This window comes from Bartonella sp. A1379B (genome assembly GCF_002022485.1).
In the GTDB taxonomy this organism is placed as follows: Bacteria; Pseudomonadota; Alphaproteobacteria; order Rhizobiales; family Rhizobiaceae; genus Bartonella; species Bartonella rochalimae.
In genome coordinates, this window is sequence record NZ_CP019780.1 from 1,175,001 (window position 1) to 1,195,746 (window position 20,746).

Below are 20,746 nucleotides of genomic sequence, written 5' to 3' on the forward strand. Positions count from 1 at the left end.
TGGATAAAAATAATGAGAAACTTTCACTTCTTCCTTTTTTAGACCCCGCACAACTCGATATTTCAACACCTTCTCTTAAAGTACCAAAGATTCCTAATGTGCGTCTTACCCAAGAAAATGTCACTATTACAGCAAGCAATCATCGAATTGATCTCACCAAAAATTATGCTGAAGACATTATTCCCATTCGTAAAAAGAAGACAATTTTAGAAGCGCTTCAAAAATCCGACTATCCACAAGAACAGATGGAGAAAATTGCACAAACATTAGCGAAATTGAACCGTTCAGATACACTCAAAGCAGGAAATCTTTTACGCATTGGAATTGTCACACAACACGGTGAAGAAGATCATCTTGTTCGGGCAAGTATTTACCAAGGAATGAATCATATTCTGACAATTGCCCTCAATGATAACAACGAATTTGTTGCAAGTACAGAACCAGAAATGTCACATGCCCTTAAAACTGCATTTCAAAATGGTCAGCCTCATTCTTATGTTAGTGTGGCACAATTACCAACAGTTTATGATGCAATCTATCAAGCTGTTCTCAGCCATAATATGTCACAATCTCTTTCACAGCATCTTATTCGTTTACTTGCAATGAATATTGATATGAAAAGCCGCATCACACCAACTGATCAGCTCGAAATATTTTACGCTCTTCCTAAACAACAGGCTGAAAAAAACAGTAAAAATACAAAAAATGGTACACAACTGCAAACGGCCTCCTCTTCCGCCAATGGAGATCCTGAAATCCGTTATATAAGTGCAACCTTTGGGAGTGTTACGTACAAATATTACCATTACCAATCCACGAATGGGAGTGCCGATTATTATGATTCAGAGGGAAAAAGTTCAAAGCCTTTTTTGCTTAGAAAGCCGATCCCTAATGGCATTTTCGGCTCACCTTATGGTCCACGGAAGCACCCTATTTTAGGTTATGTGCGCATGCACACAGGTGTCGATTGGATAGCACCAAAGGGATCACCCATTATTGCTGTTGGAGATGGTGTGGTGACAAGAGTTGGAGTCGTAAGCGGTTATGGCAACCATACAGAAATTAAACATGCTAACGGCTATGTCAGTAGTTATTCACATCAAAATAATTATGCTCCTAATATTAGTCCAGGCGTCAAAATAAAACAAGGACAAATTATTGGATATGTTGGATCGACTGGTCTTGCAACTGGACCTCACTGTCATTTTGAAATCATTGTGAATGGTAAAAAAGTTGATCCTATGCGTATTCGTTTGCCTGATAGTAAATCTTTAAAAGACAAAGATCTACAAGCATTTCTGAAAGAAAAGAAAAATATTGATTCCTTAATATACAGCGTAACACAGCCAGAAAATGCATCTTAATTGATTCATATATCAGGCAAACTACTGTTTTTCTACGAGAGGACATCACTGATATTGTTGTATCGATTAATCGTTTAAGTCAAAGATAAAGTTTTAAAAGATTAAATAAAGAAAATAGTATAGAAATATTCCTTTAAAGAATCTCAGTTCACTTTTTACGATAGAGATCCAACAGTTCATCATACCCCTATAGATCATAGTGAATTCTCCTGTATCATTGCGATTCAGTAGAAACATTTTTCACTTGCTCTCATGAGAAAAAAGAGAAGAAAGTAAAAACTGTATTTTGAAAAACGCTTTTCAAGATTTCTTTTCTCTTTTCCCCTTCTCTTTGATCAAAGACAAATTCTGTAAAAGAGAGGACTAAAGAAATTTTTTGGGAGCAATTCAGTAAAACTCTTTTTGTACTCCTAACCTGTATATGAGAGCTTTGACGAATTGTTATGATTGCATACTGTCGATGGTTTGAGAACTTTTTTCGCCAAATTTTATCATGTTTTTTACAGAGAGTTTTATTGAGAAATTTCAATGCTTGTATCAATGAAAATTTTGATCAAAGAATATAATCTCTTTTAAAAGAGAGCATTAAAAACGCTCCGAACAGTTTCCTATGATCTTTGGCAAAGGAATGATCACCTTTGTTCCTCCTAAAGCAGATGTTTCAAACAGTGCTTTCTCACCAAATTGCATACAAAGCTGTTCTATAACCAAACGACCAAGTCCCGTTTTTAGCTCTGCATTTTGACTGCACATCCCCACGCCATCATCTTCAACGATCAGAGCCATTTTTCCATTCTTCTGAGGTCCACAAAAAATATAAATATTCCCATGGCGTTTATCAGGAAAAGCATGTTTTAAAGAATTTGTAAGCAATTCACCCAGAATAATTCCGAGCGTTGTAGCATCTCTTGAAGATAATCGGCAGTCTTTGAAATCCTTATGAAGAGTGATATTTTCACGTAATTCAAATGGTATAGCCAATTCAACATCATGCACAACCAAATTAAGAAAATCTGCCAATAATGTTGTCTCCATATCATCGCTCAAACGCAAACGACGATGCGCTGCTGATATTGTTTGGATGCGATCTCGTGCTGCTCCCAAAACAGAACGAACCTCTTCATTCTTGCTTCGATTTAATTGCAAACCAAGCAAGGAAGAAACCGTACCCAGGGAATTGCCAATGCGGTGGCTCGCGTCCTGTAACAACATTTCAACACGACAACGTTCTTTTTCCGCATAATTACGAGCCTTTTCCAACTCCTGTGTTCGTTCCTTGACACGAGCTTCAAGAGCTGCATTCTCACTATGAAGAAGTAACTGATAGGTTTTTAAAGACTGAATATCGGATCGAAAACGGTTAATCACAAAATAGGCAGAAATAAAAGTGCTCACAACAGACACAATAGCAGCCAGAGTCAAAGCAGCACGCATGAGCGCTATATCTTCACGTTTTTTTTGTCGTTCAATATCATCGCCATCGATAAAATTGGCCATTAATTGAACCAAACTTGTGACTTGAGTTGTCTTAACTTCAGGAAACGCCGAAGAATGAACGGATTGACCAGAAGATGCATCAAGAGCAATCATATGGTCCTTCATAATTGCTGTACGTGCTTTGATCTCTTTTTTAAAAGCTGTAAACCAGGTATACCATTGTGAATGAGAATGAACAAGAAGGGCAATATAATTGAGAATATCATCAAGATGAAGAACCGCTGTTTCAAAGCGCACTTTATCTTCCACCCGACGATTTTTTTCATAGCTTCGATTTGCTGCAGCCATATCGATTAAACTAATAAGGGCTAAATCTGCTTGTTCACGCAATTCTGAGCTTGTATCCAACTGTGAAATTTCCTGATCAACGGCATTGGATAATAGAATAATAAAGGTCGAAGCCAAAAAAGCCATGAAAAGAGAAACAATAATTGCTCCCCACCGCCAACGTGATGTTGTTGAACCAGAAATGGGTATTTTAGAAGACAAATTCGCCTTTGTTATCATATACTTTCCATCAATGAATCCAAAAATCAGCACTCTTCAGTTTAGAAAAAAATTATTTTATTTCTTTAAGAGTTGAAGAAAGAGAGTTATTTTCCATATCCTCGTTTTTGCTCTTGTTCCTAGAAGGCGAGATAAAAGGCTCTGCGCATTCTCACAATTTTGATTTCTCTGTAGCGATAACAATAATAAACCATGTTCTCACCCATCATTATTTTCCTAATCACTAAAAGAACATAAGATGCTTCCAGCCGAACAAAGATCGGGACCATAATCAGTATCACCATCAACTTCGAGAAGCTTTTGCAAACGATTGCGTGCACGACTTACACGGCTTTTAACTGTTCCAATAGCGCAATTGCAAATAGCTGCAGCATCTTCATAAGAAAAACCAGAGGCCCCAATTAAAATGATTGCCTCTCTTTGTTCAGCTGATAATGTGTTTAAGGCTTTTTTAAAGTCATGCAAATCGAGCGTCCCATATTGGGAAGGATGAACAGCTATATTTTGAGTGAAAACGCCATCGCTATCTTGCACTTCTCTTCCTCTTTTCCGCATTTGACTATAAAATTCATTGCGCAAAATCGTAAAAAGCCATGCTTTTATATTAGTACCAATTTCAAAACTTTCTTGCTTAGCCCACGCCTTCATAAGGGTATCCTGTACCAAATCTTCAGCTCTATCATGCGTGCCACTTAAAGAAACAGCAAAAGCCCGTAAAGCTGGTAAAACAAAAAGCAATTCTTGTTTAAAATCTTTTGAGCTCTGCGTCATAAGGGATCAAACCTTTTTTCTTCAGAACGAAGACTATCTTGTTCTGCTTGTTCTAATTTGTCCAAAAGCTCCAGCAAACGTAGGGGAAGTGGCTCTTCTTGAATTTGCATATAAAATTGACGCAATTTTAGTGCTATTTCACTGTTTGCGCCGAGAAGATCATCTTCAAATGTAAAATAATCGGTGAGATTTTTTTCACCAAAGTTGTTCATTTTTTAGCCCCTTAACCCATATAGTAGTGAAAGAAGATTTTTCTCTTTAAAGTTGTAAATATAGTCCCTCCTAAAAAGTTCCAGACCGAAAGCAGGAACTTTTTTATCCATAAGGGATTGAAAAAATAAAAGTGCTTTCGCAAGCTGAAGGAGTTTTAAATCATGTCCCTATCACAACGCATCGCCCCTCATCTTCCTTATCTGAGACGATTTGCTCGATCCATCACAGGCAACCAAACTTCTGGTGATGCCTATGTCGCAGCCATGTTAGAAGCACTCATTGTTGATTTTTCTATTTTCCCCCAAACGTCCAGTGATCGCATTGGAACGTATCAACTCTTTTGTCACCTTTTTGATCAAACGACGCCCAATATTGCTGAGCCATTGCCGCAATTCGGTTTTGAACAAAAAGCCAGCGCTCAATTATCTTATCTCACTCCCCGTGCACGACAAGCTTTCTTGCTCATTGCTGTTGAAGGATTTAATGAAAGTGAAGCAGGAGAAATCATGAAAATTGATAAACAAAAGTTTCATGAACTCCTCAGCCAAGCCTCTTTTGATATTTCTCAACAAATTGCGACACAAGTCATGATTATTGAGGATGAACCTCTCATTGCCATGGATATTGAACAAATGGTGGAAAGCCTTGGACATCAAGTGATAGGAATCGCAAGAACCCATAATGAAGCTGTTGTCATGTATCATCAGAAAAAACCACGCCTCATTTTAGCTGATATTCAATTAGCCGATAACAGTTCTGGAATTGATGCAGTCAACGATATTTTAAAAAATGATTGTATCCCAGTGATCTTTATTACGGCTTTTCCTGAAAGATTGCTCACTGGAGAACGGCCAGAACCAACCTTTTTGGTCACCAAACCCTTTAATCCTGATATGGTAAAGGCCCTTATCTCACAAGCTTTATTTTTCCAAGAGAATGCGTCTAAAGCAGCCTAACAGAAGGGAATGATTATGTTCGTGCCCCCTGTTTCCACCACATCTATAGATAGATCACACCTCAGCGCTTTACTGCAAGCAATCCGTGGCGCTGATATTTGTGTTTTATATCAAACAACAAATCTGATCTATTTATGGGCAGAAAACCTGCCGCAACCTTTGAAAGAAAAATGGCGAGTTGGATGTCGTGACAGTGATTTTTTCTCAGTCGATCTTGCGGACAATATGGAGACCATCAAACTGCAAGTTTTATCAACAGGGAAAACACAGGCTATTGAAGCACGATTTGAAGATATGTCCAAACAAACCATTTGGTATAAATTTTCTATTGATTGCCACCGGAATGAAAATGGAAAAATCATTGGTATCATCACTACAGGCGTTGATATTTCAGGTCTACGCCGTCGCGAACAAGTGCTTAAAATATTACTACGGGAAGTCAGTCATCGTTCTAAAAATCTTTTAGCAATTATCCAAAGTATTGCAACCCAAACTGCCCGTTATACAGAATCGCTGCAAACCTTCTTACGAAAATTTCAGGGACGTCTTCATTCTCTTTCTCATTCTCAAGATCTGATTACCGACTCTGACTGGCGTGGTGCTCAATTTCATGAATTGGTAAAAACACAAATTTTAAACTATTTAGTAAAAGAAAAGGCGCGTTTTTCCATCAAGGGTATTGATCCTTATCTTTTTCCAAATGCAGTTTTGCATATTGGATTAGCTTTTCATGAATTAATTATTAATTCGCTCTCTTTTGGTGCTTTATCACAAGACGAAGGAACTGTTTCTATTACTTGCACAGTCAGCACAATAGCCCAAGGAAAAACACAACTTTTTATCACATGGAGTGAAGAATTTAAAAAGAAAATCTTTCTTCCTGCACATAAGAAAGCCTGTTTTGGAAATACCGTTTTAGACAAAATCGTTCCCATTGCAGTAGATGGTTCAGCTTTTTTAAAATTAACGGACGAAGGATTGATTTATTGTTTATCTGTTTCTAACAATTATTTTGATATTTTGTCTTAGGTAAAGCAATCCGAGCATTGCAACTAAAAAATCAAGCGGTCGCGCATTGCGAATAAGAATAAAGTGATCCAAGCATCACGACTAAGAACAAAGCCATCCGAGCATTGCGACTGAAAAATCAAGCGATCGAGCATTGCAGATAAGAATAAAGTGATCCAAGCATCACGACTAAGAACAAAGCCATCCGAGCATTGCGACTGAAAAATAAAAATCAAGCGATCGAGCATTACGGATAAGAATAAAGCCATTCAAGCAACAGGGAATTTATACCCCGAATTATCAAAGCTTGGCGCTTTTTAGCTTTTCTTTTCCTCCTACAGCAGCAAGATAGAGTATTTCTTTGGAACGAAAATCCTTTGAAATTATTTAGAATCCAGAGGATCTACCTCTCACACAATTTCTCAATACTCTATATTTTATTCGGATAAGTACATTATGAATCCTGTTCTTGCTGTTCTTCTACTGGTTTCATGTACAGATGATTTTAACAGTTGTTATTCCAATAAAACTATGGTTAAAATTTATCCCACAGCACAAGCATGTGAGCAAAAAATTATACCCTCAATTAAAGAATTTACCTCTTATGGAGAACAAATCTTCGCTCAATGCACAAATATCTCTGCCAGCGTACCACAACAAGAAATAACCCTTATCTGGTCTGTAACAAACAAAGGCAATTTTTTCCTAAAAGAACAAAATACTGATGAGACCGTAAGCTCAGCATTGTAACGCAAATGGGCAAAACTATTCTCCTCCACCAGCATCTTCCCATTGAACGAAAACAATTAAAAGTATACATTTGGTTTAACGAGCAAAAATCAATATCAGCACTCAATAACAGTAAGGCATAAACCAATGTATGATTCCAAAGCTCAAAACAGTGAGCCCTGCGTTCTTTCACAAAACACACCATTAGATCCTGCCGTGGAACAGGTGAGAAAGAAATTGATGCGTTTGATGATCATCTCCATCTCTATCACACTTTTGTTAATTCTTGCTGTCTTTGCTGGAGTCATTTATAAAATTATAAAATCTGAGACAACGCTAAAATCGGCACAGCCTTTATCTTCTTCAGTGCCTCATCATACTTTATCTTTACCTGCAAAAACGCAAATTTTATCGCAAAGTCTTTCCCAACAAAATATGATCTTGAGACTCTTAACACCAGAAGGACAAACGAAATTTATGATTTATAATTACCACACCGGTGAGCTTCTTTCGGTTTTTTCGGTCAACATCACAGAAAAAACAATGGATTCTGACTCTTCTTTATAATGAATCGAAGAAGAATAAATAAAAATATCACCTTCTAAAATGAATAAAACATCTTAAAATGTTTAAGTATTTTCTTCCACTGAAGAAGAAGATGTTGCCCGGCGCCGACGTGGTTTTTTCTGCTCCTTTTCGCTTAATAAAGGAAGAGGAACAATTTTTTCTGCCGATGTGATAACTTTTTCAGCACTGTCTAAAACAACCGTTGATTGTTTAGAGGATAAAGTTTCTGAAACACGAACCCTACGAGAACGTGAAAGACGCCGTGATGATTTGGAAGCTTCAGCTCCTTCTTCAGCAGTTTGTTGCTCTTGCTGCTCAGCTTTATCAGCTCGAAAATTCTCATCTAATGTATCAGATGTATACTTCCCTTTTCTTTGATTTTTTCGCCCATCACCATTCCTTGATGAATGCTCTTGCAAGGACGGTCTTTCGTTATTATTATCCTCTCTATTATTATCCTCTCTTGTACTTTCTTCAGCGCTTGTGTCTTCGCATTCCTGCTCGTTATTTTCATCACGCTTATGAGAGTAAGACATTTGATCATTAGCTGCTAAAATAATACGCAAATAGTGTTCAGCATGCTGCAAATAATTCTCAGACATAACACTATCACCCGCTCCTTGCGCATCACGTGCAAGACTTATGTATTTATCAGCGATCTGCTGAGCATTTCCACGAATTTTAACATCTGGCCCGTTGCTTTCATAATTACGAGATAACGGATTAGGACCGCGACGATTATTATTGCCATTGTTATTGCGACCGCGTACGCGTCTATTCTGCTGTGGCCTCATATTTATCCCTTTTGGATTTTATTGCTCTTTAAATCTTCTCTTATTGCATTATTTTTTATAATGCTTATCACTTTCAAAATTTAGTTATTGAACCATCCCCGTTTCACTTAACTTAAACGATATTCCTTGGCTTCTTAATAAAGATATATATTTTGAAATATCACACAAAAACAGTACGGAATACTTAACCCAAAATTCCCTATCTCTCCGCTGACAAGCAGAAACCTAGAGATGTTCACAGAAAATGCCAAGTGTTTTTTTCAAATAAATCACAATTTCATTAAAAAAAATCATTTTATTGTCGAAAAACAACACAAAAACGCAAATATACACACATCTGTTGTGGATTTAAAAGAATATGTCTCCTTTTAAAATCCATTTTTCCGAATATAGACACTCCTTTATTTTTTAATATCATAAAAAGGCTTCCCCCCTCTATGAATTTAATTATAAAGGAAATTCGCAATGCTATTGCCGAGTTCCTGCTCAAGATCTCGTTCGTTTGAATCCTAATGCCGTTTAATAGACGAATGTGAAGCAAAATATCCTTTTCACAAGACACTTCACTCTTCATATTTTCGCACTCATTAATTTTCGTTCAAAAAATTCATACTGACAATCCCTAAAAGCGGAAAAAAGTTCCATACTACGCAGATCCGCACAGCAAAATAAATTAAAGTAATCTTAAAAATGAAAATTGTAAGCTTTTTATAAGAAAAAAAGGTTATAAGCAAAATACAAAAGAGTGATATCCATGCTACACCAAAAAGATTCAGAAGGATTAGACACTCCTTCTACAACACACACCCCATTTATGATAAAATTTCCTGAGAGTGAAGCTTTGTTTGCAAAACGAGCTCAGCGCTTTACATCTTTAGCCACCACTCACTCCGCTAAAGATACCCTTCTCTTTCTAGCTCATTTTTGCACAATCCAACAACAATCAGTCAAACGATTTAAAGATTTTTCTCGTGCACTTGCTCGTTTTAGCACCATGTCTACTCCTTTTATTGATCGATCAAAGATATTAGAATTGGGTTTTTATGAAAGCGTTGTGCATGATTTTTTAAACAATATGTCAACTTATGCACTCCCTATAAAACAAAAAGAAGCTTTAAGCAGAATGCATCTTCGACAAGATCAATGGCGCCTTTGGGGAAGCAATATACTCAATTGTGAAATTCCACTACAACAAGAAGGAGAGCACCTTTTTATTACTGGCGTTTTACAAATTATTTATTCTCTGGCAGCTTCACAGCTTAATACTGAAATCATAAAGATACAACAACAGAATCTTTGCCCTTCCTGTAGGGGAACCCATTCAGCCAGCATTGTTGTTGAGACAGGATTAGAAGAAGGCACACGACTTTGCTCTTGTCTTTATTGCGGCACCTTATGGTATTATCCACTTCTTCAATGCACCTTTTGCGAATCAATCCAAAACATTTCTTCTTCTAATCTAGACAAGAGTTCAGGTGCTATTGTTGTTGAAACATGCCAGACATGTCAGCGTTCCTGCAACCGACTTGATCAACACAAAGATCCATCTTTGGATGTGTTTGCAGATGATATTGCCTATATACTAGATCACCTCTCACAATCCTCTCTGCCTTTAAAACTAGGAGCTTTTAATCCTTTTCTAGCAGTATATATAAATACGCAGAACAAATAGCACATACTATAAACAAGGCAGAAAGATTATAGAGAAAAAAGAGTCTGAGAGAGAACATGAATATAAATTGAGAAGCAATAAAATTAAGCAATTTGAGTAAGAATCTTATTCTCGACAATTCTTTTTTCTCTGAAAAGAAGAGTCACATCATTGAAAGAAACCTTCTGGTATCGGGCAACACTCGATACTCTTAAGGGCAATTTTTGCTTTACATAAATGTCAAGAAATTTAAAAGTGGAGACCTTAAAAGTGATGATGCTTTTGGCTATTTCCTTCACCTTTTTCCTGCTCACCTAGAAGACAGTCACGCAGCAAAAAATAATTTCCATCTCCTGGACGAATAATTTTTATACATTTTTTCTTAGCATCATCGGAAACCTCTTCCCACATTTTGCGAATCGCAAAAAAAGCATCACTTTCTAGATGAAAACAACGATGATAGACTTGTTGCACCATATCGGGCACAGCTAAAGCTGCAATTTCTTTACAATAAACACGAAAATCAAATGTTGGAATAGTTAATTTAACAGGTTCTTCTTGTACGACCTCTTGTTTGAAAAAAAAGTGACCGATAATTGTTTTCACCACAAAATAAAAAGTCAGTACACAAAAAAGAACGATACAAAAAAAAGTAATTTTTTTATATAACTTTTTGCGATAGGATTTTCGCCTGGCGCGGAGTCTTTTTTCCATGAACAGCGTATCCTTTACTCTACCAAGAACAGATCATACTTGAGAAGAAAGTTAAATAGAACAAAAAACTATTATCAATTGTCTTACATCAAAAAGCAATCTTTCGTTCATTTTAAGAAAAGAATCTTATTGTTTTTCCAAGGCTAAAATCTTTTTTTACAATACACTCATCTTGTTTCTTTTCTTTCTTTTTCTTCATTCAATTTGCACAATTTTTCATGAGTATAATCAATTAAAGAACACACACCATCATCCTTATGGTGTAATAAGATCAATAAAAGGAGCAAATGAGCGTGACTCAATATTTGTATCGTTATATTCTTCCCTCTTTTTCATTCTAGCCATTGGGCTTTTTTGAAAATCAAATTTATTTTATGTTCACCAGCATTTCTGCTTTTTTCCAAAGCGATCTGTTTCCACGATCCAGCGTGATAACAAAGGTTCTTGCTGAACTAAATGCGCTGGTTTATTAATGATTGGAGGCTTTTTCCATCCTATGCAAGAGAACGGCACATTCTTTTGGCATCCCTCCAAGAGCACGACAGAGGCTAAAAGGGGAAAGAGTAAAAGTTTCAGCATTAATTTTCTCACGATTTTGAAGAGCCGATATCGCTTGTATCAAGGACCTTGTCCGTTCAAAAGAACGTCCATAAAAAAAGCTACTCAAAGCAATGACAATAACCAAAAGGATAGCAAAACCCCATCGAAATAAAAAAATCACTTTTGTTCTTTCCTCACTGTATCAATATACAAGATAATGCCCACAATCACAGCCACAATCATAATACCAGCCAAAGCCCACTGTACAGGACCATGTCCCGTAACAAATCCTGTAAGACCTGAAAAAGATGCAATCAATGGTGCAAAAACTTCTGCTTTGAAAAAAGGCATGCTCTTCGTTGTTTCCACCTTTTGATAATTAGAAGAAACATAAGCCCCTTTAGCCCATAAACCAGCCTCTGCTGCACGTCGATGCACCAATCCCTGCACACGTTTTCCTCCTGCTCTTATCCATTTTTGCAATTCGGCTGGTACGGCTTCATAATCTCCTTTGTTCAGCTTTTTTAAGAGCGTGGAATTACAAAATGCCTCTGTTCCTATATTATAACAAAAGGATACAAGAGCTGCAAACTGTTCATCGGTTAAAAACTGAGTGACTTCGCGTTCCACAGTTTGTTCAAATTGTTTCAAATCTTGTCGAAGTATAGTCTCTGCTTCAACCTGTGTGATTTCCATGCCATCTTGTACAACAGGTTTTCCTGCTTGTTCTGTATGTCCATATCCAATTGTCCACACGCCAATAACATCTTGATAAGCCTTTAAGCGTAATCCTTCCCATTGTTTAATGAGTGCAAGCCCCTCTTTTGATATTTTCCGCATTTTCCTGATTCCATAAACCGCCTATAGGATGATTAAAATCGATGGTTTTCCCCTAATCATGCACTTTCCAGCTGACAATTCTCCAGCTGACAATTAAGTGCTCATTTTGGAAATCTTCCCGCTTTTTCTGATGAAAAGCTATGATCTTTTATTCCTGTTGTCAATTGTTCTTCCAAAGCCGTAATACGCTGTAAAAGTTGTATATAGTTTTTTTGGTGTTTTTTATCTTCACGCTTTCCTTCTTGCAGGATTTGCTTCAACAATGCATTTAAAGGGGCATGTCCCATTCTTCCACTCGCATAGAGAACAACACGAATATGACTAGGATCATCAATATCAGCAATTGAAAATGGAAAGAGTGCCATTTTATTTTTTCCTTTATTCTTGGATTTATCAACAGTCCATGAGGAAACTTTTCTATTCTTTCCAACGCATTATTGAGCAGCTGTCAGAGCCTCTATTTTCAATAATTTGAGATGAAATTCTCGTTATTCTTCCAATAATGCGTTGGAAAGAATAGAAAATGTAGGATAAAGATCATTTTTATTGATGGAAAATATTTTATCTTTGCAAAAGCATTCTCTTCATGAAAGAAGAAAACCAAGCTAGCTCCTCATTTAAAAATGTAGGATTCCTTGATCCTTTGCACAATTTTATTCTACCTCCACAATAACGATTGTAGATACATCGATGCTTTCCCTTATCCTACGAAGAAAGAAGAATAGACAAGAAAGCCTTTATGAAAGGCATCTTTAGCAAGAAAGAAACCTTTAAAAAGCGCATTTTTTCCATCATGGTGTTTCTCAAGAGACTGCAACCAATATTTTGCCCCTTCCCCATAGGAAAGCAGAAATTCTCTCTGTTTTTAGCACAGAAAGATTTTATATCTTAATGGCATAAATAACGGCCATATTTTGGGGACGTGTTTCATTTCCCCCTGTTTTATCGATGATTAATTTGTGAGTATGCTCTCCAGAATCAGCTGTATATCTTTGTTGTGTCCATCTACGTCTGAGAAGTCCTCCCCCTCCTAATGCATCATCTGCCGCTTCGTATCCTGTATATATGTGATCATGCAATCCTGATTTGTCTGTTGTTCCTGTATGGTCATGAGATTTAAAAGAGTCTTTTTGCTCACTTCCTAAAATACGGTCCTTATCAATTCCTTTTCCACTATCCAATCCCCGTAAAAACATACCACGAAAATCGGGAACATTAAAAGTTGTTGTGCCATCTCCTTTCCCCCACACTTCTCCAATAGCCTCAAAAAGGCTTGCATATTCCCCTCGGGCATAGGCTTTACCATCACACAATAACCATTCATCCGGAATTTTTTCCGTTGCAAAAGAAGCAATAAAGCCTGAAGGAAAAACACTGACTTTAGGGAGAACAACAGCTGGATTGGTTAAATACCATCCTTCTTCTTTTTTTTCACCGATTTCCGAATAATAGATCAGTTCATAAAGCCCTTCTTTTTGCATCTCGCCACCGGTCAACGGTCGGAGTCCCTCCTGTGTTCCTTTATAAATTGGCTGAGAAGACAATTGATTTAAGACAACACTTGTGGCTCCGACATTCGTTTCTTGCGCTTTAAATCGAAGCACAATACCATTTTGATAAGCTGCATAAGGAGCCTTAGTTGTCAAATGAATAGAGGTTTTTTTCTTACTTTCTTCTTTCTCTTCAGCCGTTATAGTGAATTTAACCTCAACGGTTCCCCCGATATCGGATAAATATTCTTTGACGCGCTGCATCATTGCACGAGCACTATCATTCACTGAACTTGGAGGTTGTCCTTCAGCCCAGTTGATTATTTCGTCGGCGCGAGCATTCTCAGCCGCAATAAGTGACCAATCATAAATTGAGCTCATAGGATTTATCCTTTTTTTGCAGACCACAACCAAGAAAAGAAAGAAGAAAAAAAGGCAAAGAATTTTTTCTTTGGTTTTTTGATCTTTTCCAATCCAAAGCCGAGCTTGTTATAATTCACATGCAATAAATGTGTTTTTATATTCATATAAACGGCATCGGGATTCAAACGAACGAGATCTTGAGCAAGAACCCCGCGATAGCGTTGCGAATTTCCTTTATAATTAAATTCATAGAGGGGATAGCCGTTCTTCTCCCCTACAAGAACGATATTTTCTTTAACGTTTACATCAGAAAGACCAATAATGCCTTTCAACAAGCCAAGCACGCGCTGCGCATCACGTAAGGGATCCTTTGTGATTGCAGGCATAGTTGTGGATTCTCCTGTTTTTGTTCCATAATTACCGGCTGCTTTGGTTCCAATTTGCAGCAATCTTTCCAATTGATTCCAGGCTTGATTATCCTGTTCGCGCCATTTTTCTTGCTCTACATCCAAAGCATGCTGCTTATTTGCATCTTGTACCATTCCGCCCTTCAAAGCATTATTTTGAGCATTGCTTTGTCCTTGATAGAAATTATTGGCTGTATTCACTTGATTTTGCATCGAACGATCAATCATCTGATTTGCGTTGAGCATATGATTAATATCTTGATTATATTGTTGTGCGGTTGCCTGAGTTGCCAATGCTCCCAATTCATCGGTAAGCACACCGGTATGGGCACCAGAGCCATAACGTCCTGCTCCTGCCATAGATTGATTAACAACATCGGATGTTTTATTCAGTGCTCTGCTAAGAGCATCATTAAATTTGCTATTATTGCCTATCCAATTTCCGGCGGCCATCTCAGAGAGATTTTGAGCACTTTTTGTAGGTTCTTTGAGCCACTCATTAAAGACTGAATTGTTATATTGATTGGCTGCATTTTCTAAACCCTTAAGAGCATTTTGTGTTGTTTCACTTAAATCAGCATGCCGTTCTCCTTGATAGACATTTCCCCCTATGCCTTTATTATACAAATTGAGAGCTTCAGCGCTTGCCTGTTTTAAGATATCCTCCGCCCACGAGGGTGGAGCGTTCGTTTGTGTCGTTGTTTGAACCTGAGGGCTTGTCCGTCTTCTCATGCTTTAAAACCTTTCTATAATGAATAAAATTGATAGCATATCCGTGATGAACAAGCATTTTCGCCCACCCAGATCTTCCCAGTGTCAAAATTTCATCAGCCTTGATAGTTCGTGCCCATTGTTCGAGTTGATCAATCAATGAAACCAGTTTGATGCCTCCCTGGCCAGCAAGGTCTAAAATAACAACGCGTTTTTTTCCATCGTGCGTTTTTTCAATTTTGGTTATTACAAAAGCACTAAATTCAGTTCTATTTTTTAAAATCAACCACAGCTGCGCCTGCCCACCAATGATCTCTTCAGCCATATGTTTCAAACACACATCATGAGGAAATCGTTGAGCATATTTCCGCATAGCTGCATTCATAGCCTCTCGATAAAGAGCCATTTTTTCCCAAGACCACTGATGCGTACAATGAAGAGAATAAAAATCTTCATGATCTGAGCGTTGTGTTACAATTTTAGCTTTTTTCTTCCAGGGTATAGCATCCCAACTTCTTAACTTTGCTCTCGCCAGAAGTTTTTTTGTTGCTATACTCAATACATCCCTTATCCCCATAAAATCTCTCACCATTTATCTAGAGCATTCTCTTATCCACAAACATAATCCTGCCATTCAATCTGCCCTACCTATGGAAGAAACACGCGATACATCACCAAAAACAGCCGGAGAATCCTATTGTCACCCTCCATTGCGCTCATTTATACTGATACCTCCTGATTGAATAACCCACCGCATCAGCATCTTGCCCAAGCATACTCACCATATTAAGCTTTTACCCTAGCATCCTCACCATTCTAGTTTTGTGCCTTAGCAAACTCGACGCATGAGCCCTATTCTTTGGTATGCTTAACGCATAAGCCCTATTCTTTGGCATGCTTAACGCATGCCGGCAGGCCTCAACTCGACATCAAATCCAGTGACATGAGACCAATTGACTCCTTCTGGTATCCGAAGCTTAAAGCGATAAAACCGCGCCCTAGCACGAGAATGAATTTGTCCCGTATGCGTAGAAGGTTGTCTTTCTGGCAACCAAACAGTTTCTTCCTCAAAGGCTTGACGAAAGCGCATACCAACCGACAAATAAAATGTTTTACTATTCACCTGGGGCATAATATTTCTCACCCTGGTTATCATACCATTTGTCTGTCCCATTTCTTGTGAGGTTATGACACAAGCCATAGGGGATCCAGAAAATGATCCGAGTCTCCCTTCACGATCGAAAGCTCCCAGAATTGGTGTTTCATTTTGCCACACTTTACTATCGAGAGAAAAAGGTAAATCATCCAGACTTTCTGAAACTCTATCAAGCCCTTCTAAGGTATACCCGGTTAGAAAAATAGGCAAAATCATTTTGATATTTACAGTCGCTTTGGTCCACTTTTGCAATCCCCAATCATAGATCAGCAAGATCCGCTCTTCGATCGTTTCATCGGCATCGATAACCCAATAAACGCGGTTATACACGCCATCGATTGCAGCACTCAGAGTAGATAATTGATTTTCTGAGATTTTTGCCACCATAGTTCGATCGACTTTTTCGAATCCGATCGGAGAAATTCGCCCATCTGTAGTAATTTGATAGAATCCTCCCTCATCAGCAAAGAAAGCGAGATCCCCACGACAAACTATTGATTCAGGGTTTTTTGCACCACGTTTATCATGTATTTTCTGGAAACTGAAGATAATCTTAGATCCAGGAATAAAAGAGCCGGCATAAATTGCAGAACGCATAAAGATTAACGGATTTGTTGTTTCTGTTGCTCCTTGCACATATCCCCCATCGGGAAAATCTTGATAATCGCAGCTTTTTTTCCCTACAGTCCAGAACTCAGCATCATTCAACCCAGACCAATGAACGCGTCGTGGATGTTCGGGTAATTTCATGAGACAAACGAAATCGCCCCAAACGCGAACAATTCCTGCTTGTGGAGGATTTCCACCTAAATCTCTAAAATTTTCATCTTGATTAATATCGATAACTTGAGGCTTATCATTTGCATTAACAGCGATAACATAATCGCCAAATAACGCAAAAGACCAAGGTGCATCAACATTAGCAAAATAGGATTTATTTTTACGCGTAATATCTTTCCACTGCAAAGTTGTATTATTGAGCTGATAGATTTTTTTTTCTGTTCCAGCAATAATCGACACACCATTTTTTGTTTTGACAGCGATAGCGCCTAAAATAGTCCCCGGACAAGGCTCTGATAATGGACTAAAATTTGGCATTGGGATATAAGATCCATCTGCAGGAAGCACATTGACAAGTTCATCGGTAAAGAGACTATTGATATGAGCAACATCGGGACGATAATCCGCAAGAGGAAAAAAAGCCATTTAAAACCCCGTTGAAAGAATATGAGAGCATCCTTCGCGACGCGATGTTTCGTAACGCAAGAGTTGGAGCTGTTCTTGAAAATCGCTAAACGCGACAGCAGCACATTCAGCATCTTTGAGAATATTTTTATAGAGTTCGTACTTTGCCCGTGCTTTAATTAAATCGAAAGCATAAACAAACCAAGGGTTCTGATCTTGCAGAGCGAGACTATCAGAAAAATGCGCTGGTCTCCAGAAGAGGCGAACAGTTTCAACAGTATCAGGTGTTGGGAACAGTCCGATTTGTTGATCCAAAAAGGTGTAGAATACGGGTGTTCCTTGAACTGAATGACTTTTATATTCTTTTTGTGCTTTTTTCCCTGATTTATAAAGAAGGGGTATTCGCCTTGCTTCTTTTTTCTCAAGAACCAAAGATTCAATAACCATTTCTGTTTCAAGAAAAGCGGTATCTTCATATCCATACCATGTTTTTCCGCTTTGTGTTTTAAAGCGCATTTCCCGCATTTTATTGAAGAAAAAGGGCTCCTGTTCACACAAGCGAAGAGCAGTTACAATAGAATCTTGAATTTGAATAGAATATTCACCTGTTGTATCATCGACTTCATCCTGAATCAGCGCCACCATTTGCCCAAATGTTTTGGCATGATCGGAGATTTTTGAAACAAATGAATAAGATTGAGCAGAAGATTTTGTTAAAGAAGATCCAGGAATAGGCATGAGTGCTTCCTTTTTATTTTATTCCCTCCCAAAAGTTTAAAAATTGGCAGGGAATTTTATAATCTTTTTTAAGAAGAGAGAGCGTATGTTGAAATCACGATGGTTCCAAAATCCTGAGCTTTTTCACGCTCATTTTCCAAACTGAAGCGTGTTTTTTTCATACCAATAATTGTTTTTGCAGCAACACCAAACTCACGTTCATAGTCAAAGAGCTCTTCCACCAATTTATAGCGTGTTGCTCCCCGATCCTTACCGAAAGCAATAACAGTACTTTGTGCCCCTAGCAAAACGGCACGACGCACATGAGGAAGCATAGGGATCGTCTTACCATCCTCAGATGCCGGTCCTACACCTTCTGTGACATGCTCTGCTTCTCGTAAGATGACTCCATTATACATACCCAATGATCCATTATAGATGGGATTTTTCATACGGCTTCCACTGTAAATGGCCTTAGTGATATCAAGCCATTGCCCTGGCTCTGTATTGGATCGCAATTGTGTAACTTGTGTTGGATGGAGATAAAGGACATAAACATTTTCTCCATCGACACGCACAGGTCTAATTTTTGGGTTAGCAAGTTTAGCGCGTTCGACAGCTTTATCAATCAACTGAAGAGTAAAGATATCGCTTGATTTAAGATCTGCATCTTTTGTTTTTCCATTAGGACGCAGTATCCGTTTGTCGGTTGGTTCAGTTGGTGGATTAAATCCGTAATGCACAGGTTTTACCGCCATGGTTCGTCCTTCAAAATTGATTTTATTTGCTGTAAAACCACAGACATGAAGAAAGAACATCAGACTCAAACGATCTGCATACCAATCGACAAGAGCATTTTTGGCTTCTGTCCGTAAATTATGTAAAGTTCTCTGTTGATCGATTGTGCCTTCATTTCTAACACGAACAGCATGAGAAAGTTCATTAATGACCAAGCGATCCGTCAGGAATTGTAAATCTTCTTCTTTTCCTGTAAGAAGGTCTTTTTCAGTAACCCCCTCACCAAACAATTGGACACGTAAACCAAAGCTAATAGAATCTCCATGCGCTTTATTGGTTTCATCTTTCAATTGAATAATACTATTGGAATCTCTTCCAATAAGTGGTGCAATAGAAATTGCTTTTGAGACTTCTTGATTCAGTAATTTTGACCATGTACGTACAGCCATTGGATGATTAAGTCCGATGTGAGTTGCAGCCATTTTTCCCCCTCATAATTTTTGATATAAAAAAACCGGTATTGTACCGGGCGTTTATTGTTTCCTATCCTAATGCTCAGAACAGAAAGTTATTTTTAGTGTCTTAATTTTTTAGTATTTTTCCTCTCTTTACAGCCCTCCCCCACTCATTAAATGGTTAAAAGCAGCTTTGTTTTTTGGGTTATCGATCCAAACATTAAATTCTCCTTCGGACATCTTATCGAGAAGATCCAAAGAAATTGGCCCATTGGCGCTCAAACCATTAGAAGCGACAAGGGTACGGGCAGAATTTTGCCTCTCCTGAAGAGCTTTCTCCTCCCATACACTTTCTTGTAGGCTCTTTGTTTCCTTCATTCCTTGTAAACTTTGCCCTTGATAATTTTGTAGAATTTCACCTTTATGATTTTGTGGTGTTGTATAGCCAATAGTCTGTGCGATTGTATAAATCATCTCGGCCGGATTTTTATTCTTTTCACGACAATCTTGCACAATCTTTTTCAACTCATCGCCGATCATAGCATCAATAACGTTCGGATCTGCTAGTTCAGGATAAAGAGAAGCACAAGCAGCCAATTGCTTTGCACGCATCTCATAAACAAAATCAGCAGCTTGATTAAAATCGCTATGTACTTTTTTGACAGTCTCCACAGACTGATGAAAAAAAGACTGCAACCGCTCTGCTTCTGAAGCCCCCTGCCCCTGCGAAGCAGTTTGTTGCACTTCTGATGTCTGCTGTTTATTTTGAAGCATTTGTCCAAGCCATTGCAGATAGCCCATAAAGTCTTTTTGCGGATCTGGTGGAGCTTGCATTGGCTCTTCACTCTGATCGCCTTCATTCTCCTGCTCCAGTGAGACTATTTCATTTTCATCGTCCTCTTCTGCAAGGACATTACCTCCCTCTTCTCTCCCAGAATTTCCTTCCAAACTATCACTTGTTTCTTGCAAAGAATGCGTTTCCCATGCGTGCTGTTCTTCCAATGTTAAAGTTTCTTCATTCATTATGCTTTCCTCATTTGCCTAAAACAACAAAATGCCCCCATACCCACGCAGAGCACATATACAATAAATGCATCCCTCAAAATCCTGTAAAGCTTACGCAACACAGACACCTTCTGCTCCTTCTAGAAACAGGAGACGCATCCCTCAAAATCCTGTAAAGCTTACGCAACACGGATACCTTCTGCTTCTTCTAGAAACAGAAGACGCATCCCTCAAAATCCTGTAAAGCTTACGCAACACGGATACCTTCTGCTTCTTCTAGAAACAGAAGACGCATCCCTCAAAATCCTGTAAAGCTTACGCAACACGGACACCTTCTGCTCCTTCTAGAAACAGAAGACGCATCCCTC

At 38.2% G+C, this 20,746-nt stretch carries 21 protein-coding genes and 1 pseudogene (1 of these 22 running past the window's edge); 6 read left to right on the forward strand and 16 right to left on the reverse strand.

Features of this window, described 5'->3' with window-relative positions:
* On the forward strand, positions 1–1,364 hold the 3' portion of the coding sequence (locus BA1379B_RS05080) for a M23 family metallopeptidase (protein ID WP_078673964.1). Its footprint begins 625 nt before the window's first position; 1,364 of the gene's 1,989 nt are visible here — the last part of the coding sequence; its start codon lies beyond the left edge, outside the window; the stop codon is at positions 1,362–1,364.
* Between the two features lie 585 nt (positions 1,365–1,949).
* On the opposite strand, the gene BA1379B_RS05085 is transcribed toward BA1379B_RS05080, so the two are convergent.
* The 3 genes from BA1379B_RS05085 to BA1379B_RS05095 form a co-directional block, all read right to left on the reverse strand.
* Complete coding sequence (locus tag BA1379B_RS05085; RefSeq protein WP_035006622.1) at positions 1,950–3,368, reverse strand: sensor histidine kinase; 1,419 nt, start codon at positions 3,366–3,368, stop codon at positions 1,950–1,952.
* Positions 3,369–3,584: 216 nt separating this feature from the next.
* Positions 3,585–4,139 (reverse strand): RNA polymerase sigma factor, encoded by a 555-nt coding sequence (locus BA1379B_RS05090; RefSeq protein WP_078673965.1) that lies wholly within the window; start codon positions 4,137–4,139, stop codon positions 3,585–3,587.
* A complete protein-coding gene (locus BA1379B_RS05095; protein WP_035006619.1) occupies positions 4,136–4,351 on the reverse strand; it encodes a NepR family anti-sigma factor in 216 nt (71 codons plus the stop codon). Before BA1379B_RS05095 ends, BA1379B_RS05090 begins: the two co-directional genes overlap by 4 nt.
* A gap of 162 nt (positions 4,352–4,513) precedes the next feature.
* Between BA1379B_RS05095 and BA1379B_RS05100 the strand changes: the two genes are divergently transcribed.
* Together BA1379B_RS05100 and BA1379B_RS05105 are read left to right on the forward strand one after the other, a co-directional pair.
* Positions 4,514–5,308, forward strand: coding sequence for a response regulator (locus tag BA1379B_RS05100; protein ID WP_078673966.1), 795 nt, complete (start codon positions 4,514–4,516; stop codon positions 5,306–5,308).
* A 15-nt stretch (positions 5,309–5,323) separates the two neighbouring features.
* Positions 5,324–6,337, forward strand: coding sequence for a PAS domain-containing sensor histidine kinase (locus BA1379B_RS05105; protein WP_035006615.1), 1,014 nt, complete (start codon positions 5,324–5,326; stop codon positions 6,335–6,337).
* A gap of 23 nt (positions 6,338–6,360) precedes the next feature.
* Here BA1379B_RS05105 and BA1379B_RS05110 read toward each other — a convergent pair whose 3' ends face one another.
* A complete protein-coding gene (locus BA1379B_RS05110; protein ID WP_078692457.1) occupies positions 6,361–6,585 on the reverse strand; it encodes a hypothetical protein in 225 nt (74 codons plus the stop codon).
* Positions 6,586–6,772: 187 nt separating this feature from the next.
* Here BA1379B_RS05110 and BA1379B_RS05115 point away from each other — a divergent pair, with 187 nt between their 5' ends.
* Together BA1379B_RS05115 and BA1379B_RS05120 are read left to right on the forward strand one after the other, a co-directional pair.
* Positions 6,773–7,066: a hypothetical protein gene (locus BA1379B_RS05115; protein WP_035006614.1), complete on the forward strand. Its 294-nt coding sequence runs from the start codon at positions 6,773–6,775 to the stop codon at positions 7,064–7,066.
* Positions 7,067–7,192: 126 nt separating this feature from the next.
* Positions 7,193–7,612 (forward strand): hypothetical protein, encoded by a 420-nt coding sequence (locus tag BA1379B_RS05120; RefSeq protein WP_078692458.1) that lies wholly within the window; start codon positions 7,193–7,195, stop codon positions 7,610–7,612.
* Between the two features lie 62 nt (positions 7,613–7,674).
* On the opposite strand, the gene BA1379B_RS05125 is transcribed toward BA1379B_RS05120, so the two are convergent.
* Positions 7,675–8,406, reverse strand: a complete 732-nt coding sequence (locus BA1379B_RS05125) for a DUF4167 domain-containing protein (protein WP_035006612.1) — start codon at positions 8,404–8,406, stop codon at positions 7,675–7,677.
* Positions 8,407–9,160: 754 nt separating this feature from the next.
* On the opposite strand from BA1379B_RS05125, the gene BA1379B_RS05135 reads away from it, so the two are divergent.
* On the forward strand, positions 9,161–10,078 hold the full coding sequence (locus tag BA1379B_RS05135; protein ID WP_078692460.1) for a formate dehydrogenase accessory protein FdhE: 918 nt from the start codon (positions 9,161–9,163) through the stop codon (positions 10,076–10,078).
* A gap of 243 nt (positions 10,079–10,321) precedes the next feature.
* Here the strand turns inward: BA1379B_RS05135 and BA1379B_RS05140 are convergent, their stop codons facing one another.
* From BA1379B_RS05140 to BA1379B_RS05190, 11 genes and pseudogenes are all read right to left on the reverse strand, one after another.
* A complete protein-coding gene (locus BA1379B_RS05140; protein WP_078692461.1) occupies positions 10,322–10,771 on the reverse strand; it encodes a hypothetical protein in 450 nt (149 codons plus the stop codon).
* A gap of 469 nt (positions 10,772–11,240) precedes the next feature.
* A complete protein-coding gene (locus tag BA1379B_RS05145; protein ID WP_035006609.1) occupies positions 11,241–11,492 on the reverse strand; it encodes a hypothetical protein in 252 nt (83 codons plus the stop codon).
* Positions 11,489–12,151 (reverse strand): lysozyme, encoded by a 663-nt coding sequence (locus tag BA1379B_RS05150; protein ID WP_078692462.1) that lies wholly within the window; start codon positions 12,149–12,151, stop codon positions 11,489–11,491. Before BA1379B_RS05150 ends, BA1379B_RS05145 begins: the two co-directional genes overlap by 4 nt.
* Positions 12,152–12,252: 101 nt before the next feature.
* Positions 12,253–12,516 (reverse strand): hypothetical protein, encoded by a 264-nt coding sequence (locus tag BA1379B_RS05155; RefSeq protein WP_035006607.1) that lies wholly within the window; start codon positions 12,514–12,516, stop codon positions 12,253–12,255.
* A gap of 516 nt (positions 12,517–13,032) precedes the next feature.
* Positions 13,033–14,022 carry a phage tail protein gene (locus BA1379B_RS05160; protein WP_035006606.1) on the reverse strand — a complete coding sequence of 330 codons (990 nt, stop codon included), beginning with the start codon at positions 14,020–14,022 and terminating at the stop codon, positions 13,033–13,035.
* Between the two features lie 5 nt (positions 14,023–14,027).
* Positions 14,028–15,143, reverse strand: a complete 1,116-nt coding sequence (locus tag BA1379B_RS05165; RefSeq protein WP_078673976.1) for a tail fiber domain-containing protein — start codon at positions 15,141–15,143, stop codon at positions 14,028–14,030.
* 4 nt (positions 15,144–15,147) lie between these two features.
* Positions 15,148–15,624: pseudogene (locus BA1379B_RS05170) on the reverse strand (hypothetical protein); the annotation flags it as partial.
* Positions 15,625–16,020: 396 nt separating this feature from the next.
* Positions 16,021–17,484, reverse strand: a complete 1,464-nt coding sequence (locus BA1379B_RS05175; RefSeq protein WP_035006604.1) for a hypothetical protein — start codon at positions 17,482–17,484, stop codon at positions 16,021–16,023.
* Positions 17,485–18,201 carry a phage adaptor protein gene (locus tag BA1379B_RS05180; RefSeq protein ID WP_236829043.1) on the reverse strand — a complete coding sequence of 239 codons (717 nt, stop codon included), beginning with the start codon at positions 18,199–18,201 and terminating at the stop codon, positions 17,485–17,487.
* 68 nt (positions 18,202–18,269) lie between these two features.
* A complete protein-coding gene (locus BA1379B_RS05185; RefSeq protein ID WP_035006602.1) occupies positions 18,270–19,400 on the reverse strand; it encodes a N4-gp56 family major capsid protein in 1,131 nt (376 codons plus the stop codon).
* A 126-nt stretch (positions 19,401–19,526) separates the two neighbouring features.
* Positions 19,527–20,396 (reverse strand): hypothetical protein, encoded by an 870-nt coding sequence (locus BA1379B_RS05190; protein WP_035006601.1) that lies wholly within the window; start codon positions 20,394–20,396, stop codon positions 19,527–19,529.
* Positions 20,397–20,746 lie beyond the last annotated feature (350 nt).

Coding starts and splice junctions, on each gene's coding strand:
- BA1379B_RS05100 (WP_078673966.1), top strand. CDS start 4,514: ATGTCCCTATCACAACGCATCGCCCCTCATCTTCCTTATCTGAGACGA.
- BA1379B_RS05140 (WP_078692461.1), bottom strand. CDS start 10,771: ATGGAAAAAAGACTCCGCGCCAGGCGAAAATCCTATCGCAAAAAGTTA.
- BA1379B_RS05175 (WP_035006604.1), bottom strand. CDS start 17,484: ATGGCTTTTTTTCCTCTTGCGGATTATCGTCCCGATGTTGCTCATATC.
- BA1379B_RS05185 (WP_035006602.1), bottom strand. CDS start 19,400: ATGGCTGCAACTCACATCGGACTTAATCATCCAATGGCTGTACGTACA.
- BA1379B_RS05150 (WP_078692462.1), bottom strand. CDS start 12,151: ATGCGGAAAATATCAAAAGAGGGGCTTGCACTCATTAAACAATGGGAA.
- BA1379B_RS05165 (WP_078673976.1), bottom strand. CDS start 15,143: ATGAGAAGACGGACAAGCCCTCAGGTTCAAACAACGACACAAACGAAC.
- BA1379B_RS05180 (WP_236829043.1), bottom strand. CDS start 18,201: ATGCCTATTCCTGGATCTTCTTTAACAAAATCTTCTGCTCAATCTTAT.
- BA1379B_RS05135 (WP_078692460.1), top strand. CDS start 9,161: ATGCTACACCAAAAAGATTCAGAAGGATTAGACACTCCTTCTACAACA.
- BA1379B_RS05090 (WP_078673965.1), bottom strand. CDS start 4,139: ATGACGCAGAGCTCAAAAGATTTTAAACAAGAATTGCTTTTTGTTTTA.
- BA1379B_RS05115 (WP_035006614.1), top strand. CDS start 6,773: ATGAATCCTGTTCTTGCTGTTCTTCTACTGGTTTCATGTACAGATGAT.
- BA1379B_RS05120 (WP_078692458.1), top strand. CDS start 7,193: ATGTATGATTCCAAAGCTCAAAACAGTGAGCCCTGCGTTCTTTCACAA.
- BA1379B_RS05125 (WP_035006612.1), bottom strand. CDS start 8,406: ATGAGGCCACAGCAGAATAGACGCGTACGCGGTCGCAATAACAATGGC.
- BA1379B_RS05155 (WP_035006607.1), bottom strand. CDS start 12,516: ATGGCACTCTTTCCATTTTCAATTGCTGATATTGATGATCCTAGTCAT.
- BA1379B_RS05085 (WP_035006622.1), bottom strand. CDS start 3,368: ATGATAACAAAGGCGAATTTGTCTTCTAAAATACCCATTTCTGGTTCA.
- BA1379B_RS05160 (WP_035006606.1), bottom strand. CDS start 14,022: ATGAGCTCAATTTATGATTGGTCACTTATTGCGGCTGAGAATGCTCGC.
- BA1379B_RS05095 (WP_035006619.1), bottom strand. CDS start 4,351: ATGAACAACTTTGGTGAAAAAAATCTCACCGATTATTTTACATTTGAA.
- BA1379B_RS05190 (WP_035006601.1), bottom strand. CDS start 20,396: ATGAATGAAGAAACTTTAACATTGGAAGAACAGCACGCATGGGAAACG.
- BA1379B_RS05105 (WP_035006615.1), top strand. CDS start 5,324: ATGTTCGTGCCCCCTGTTTCCACCACATCTATAGATAGATCACACCTC.
- BA1379B_RS05110 (WP_078692457.1), bottom strand. CDS start 6,585: ATGGCTTTATTCTTATCCGTAATGCTCGATCGCTTGATTTTTATTTTT.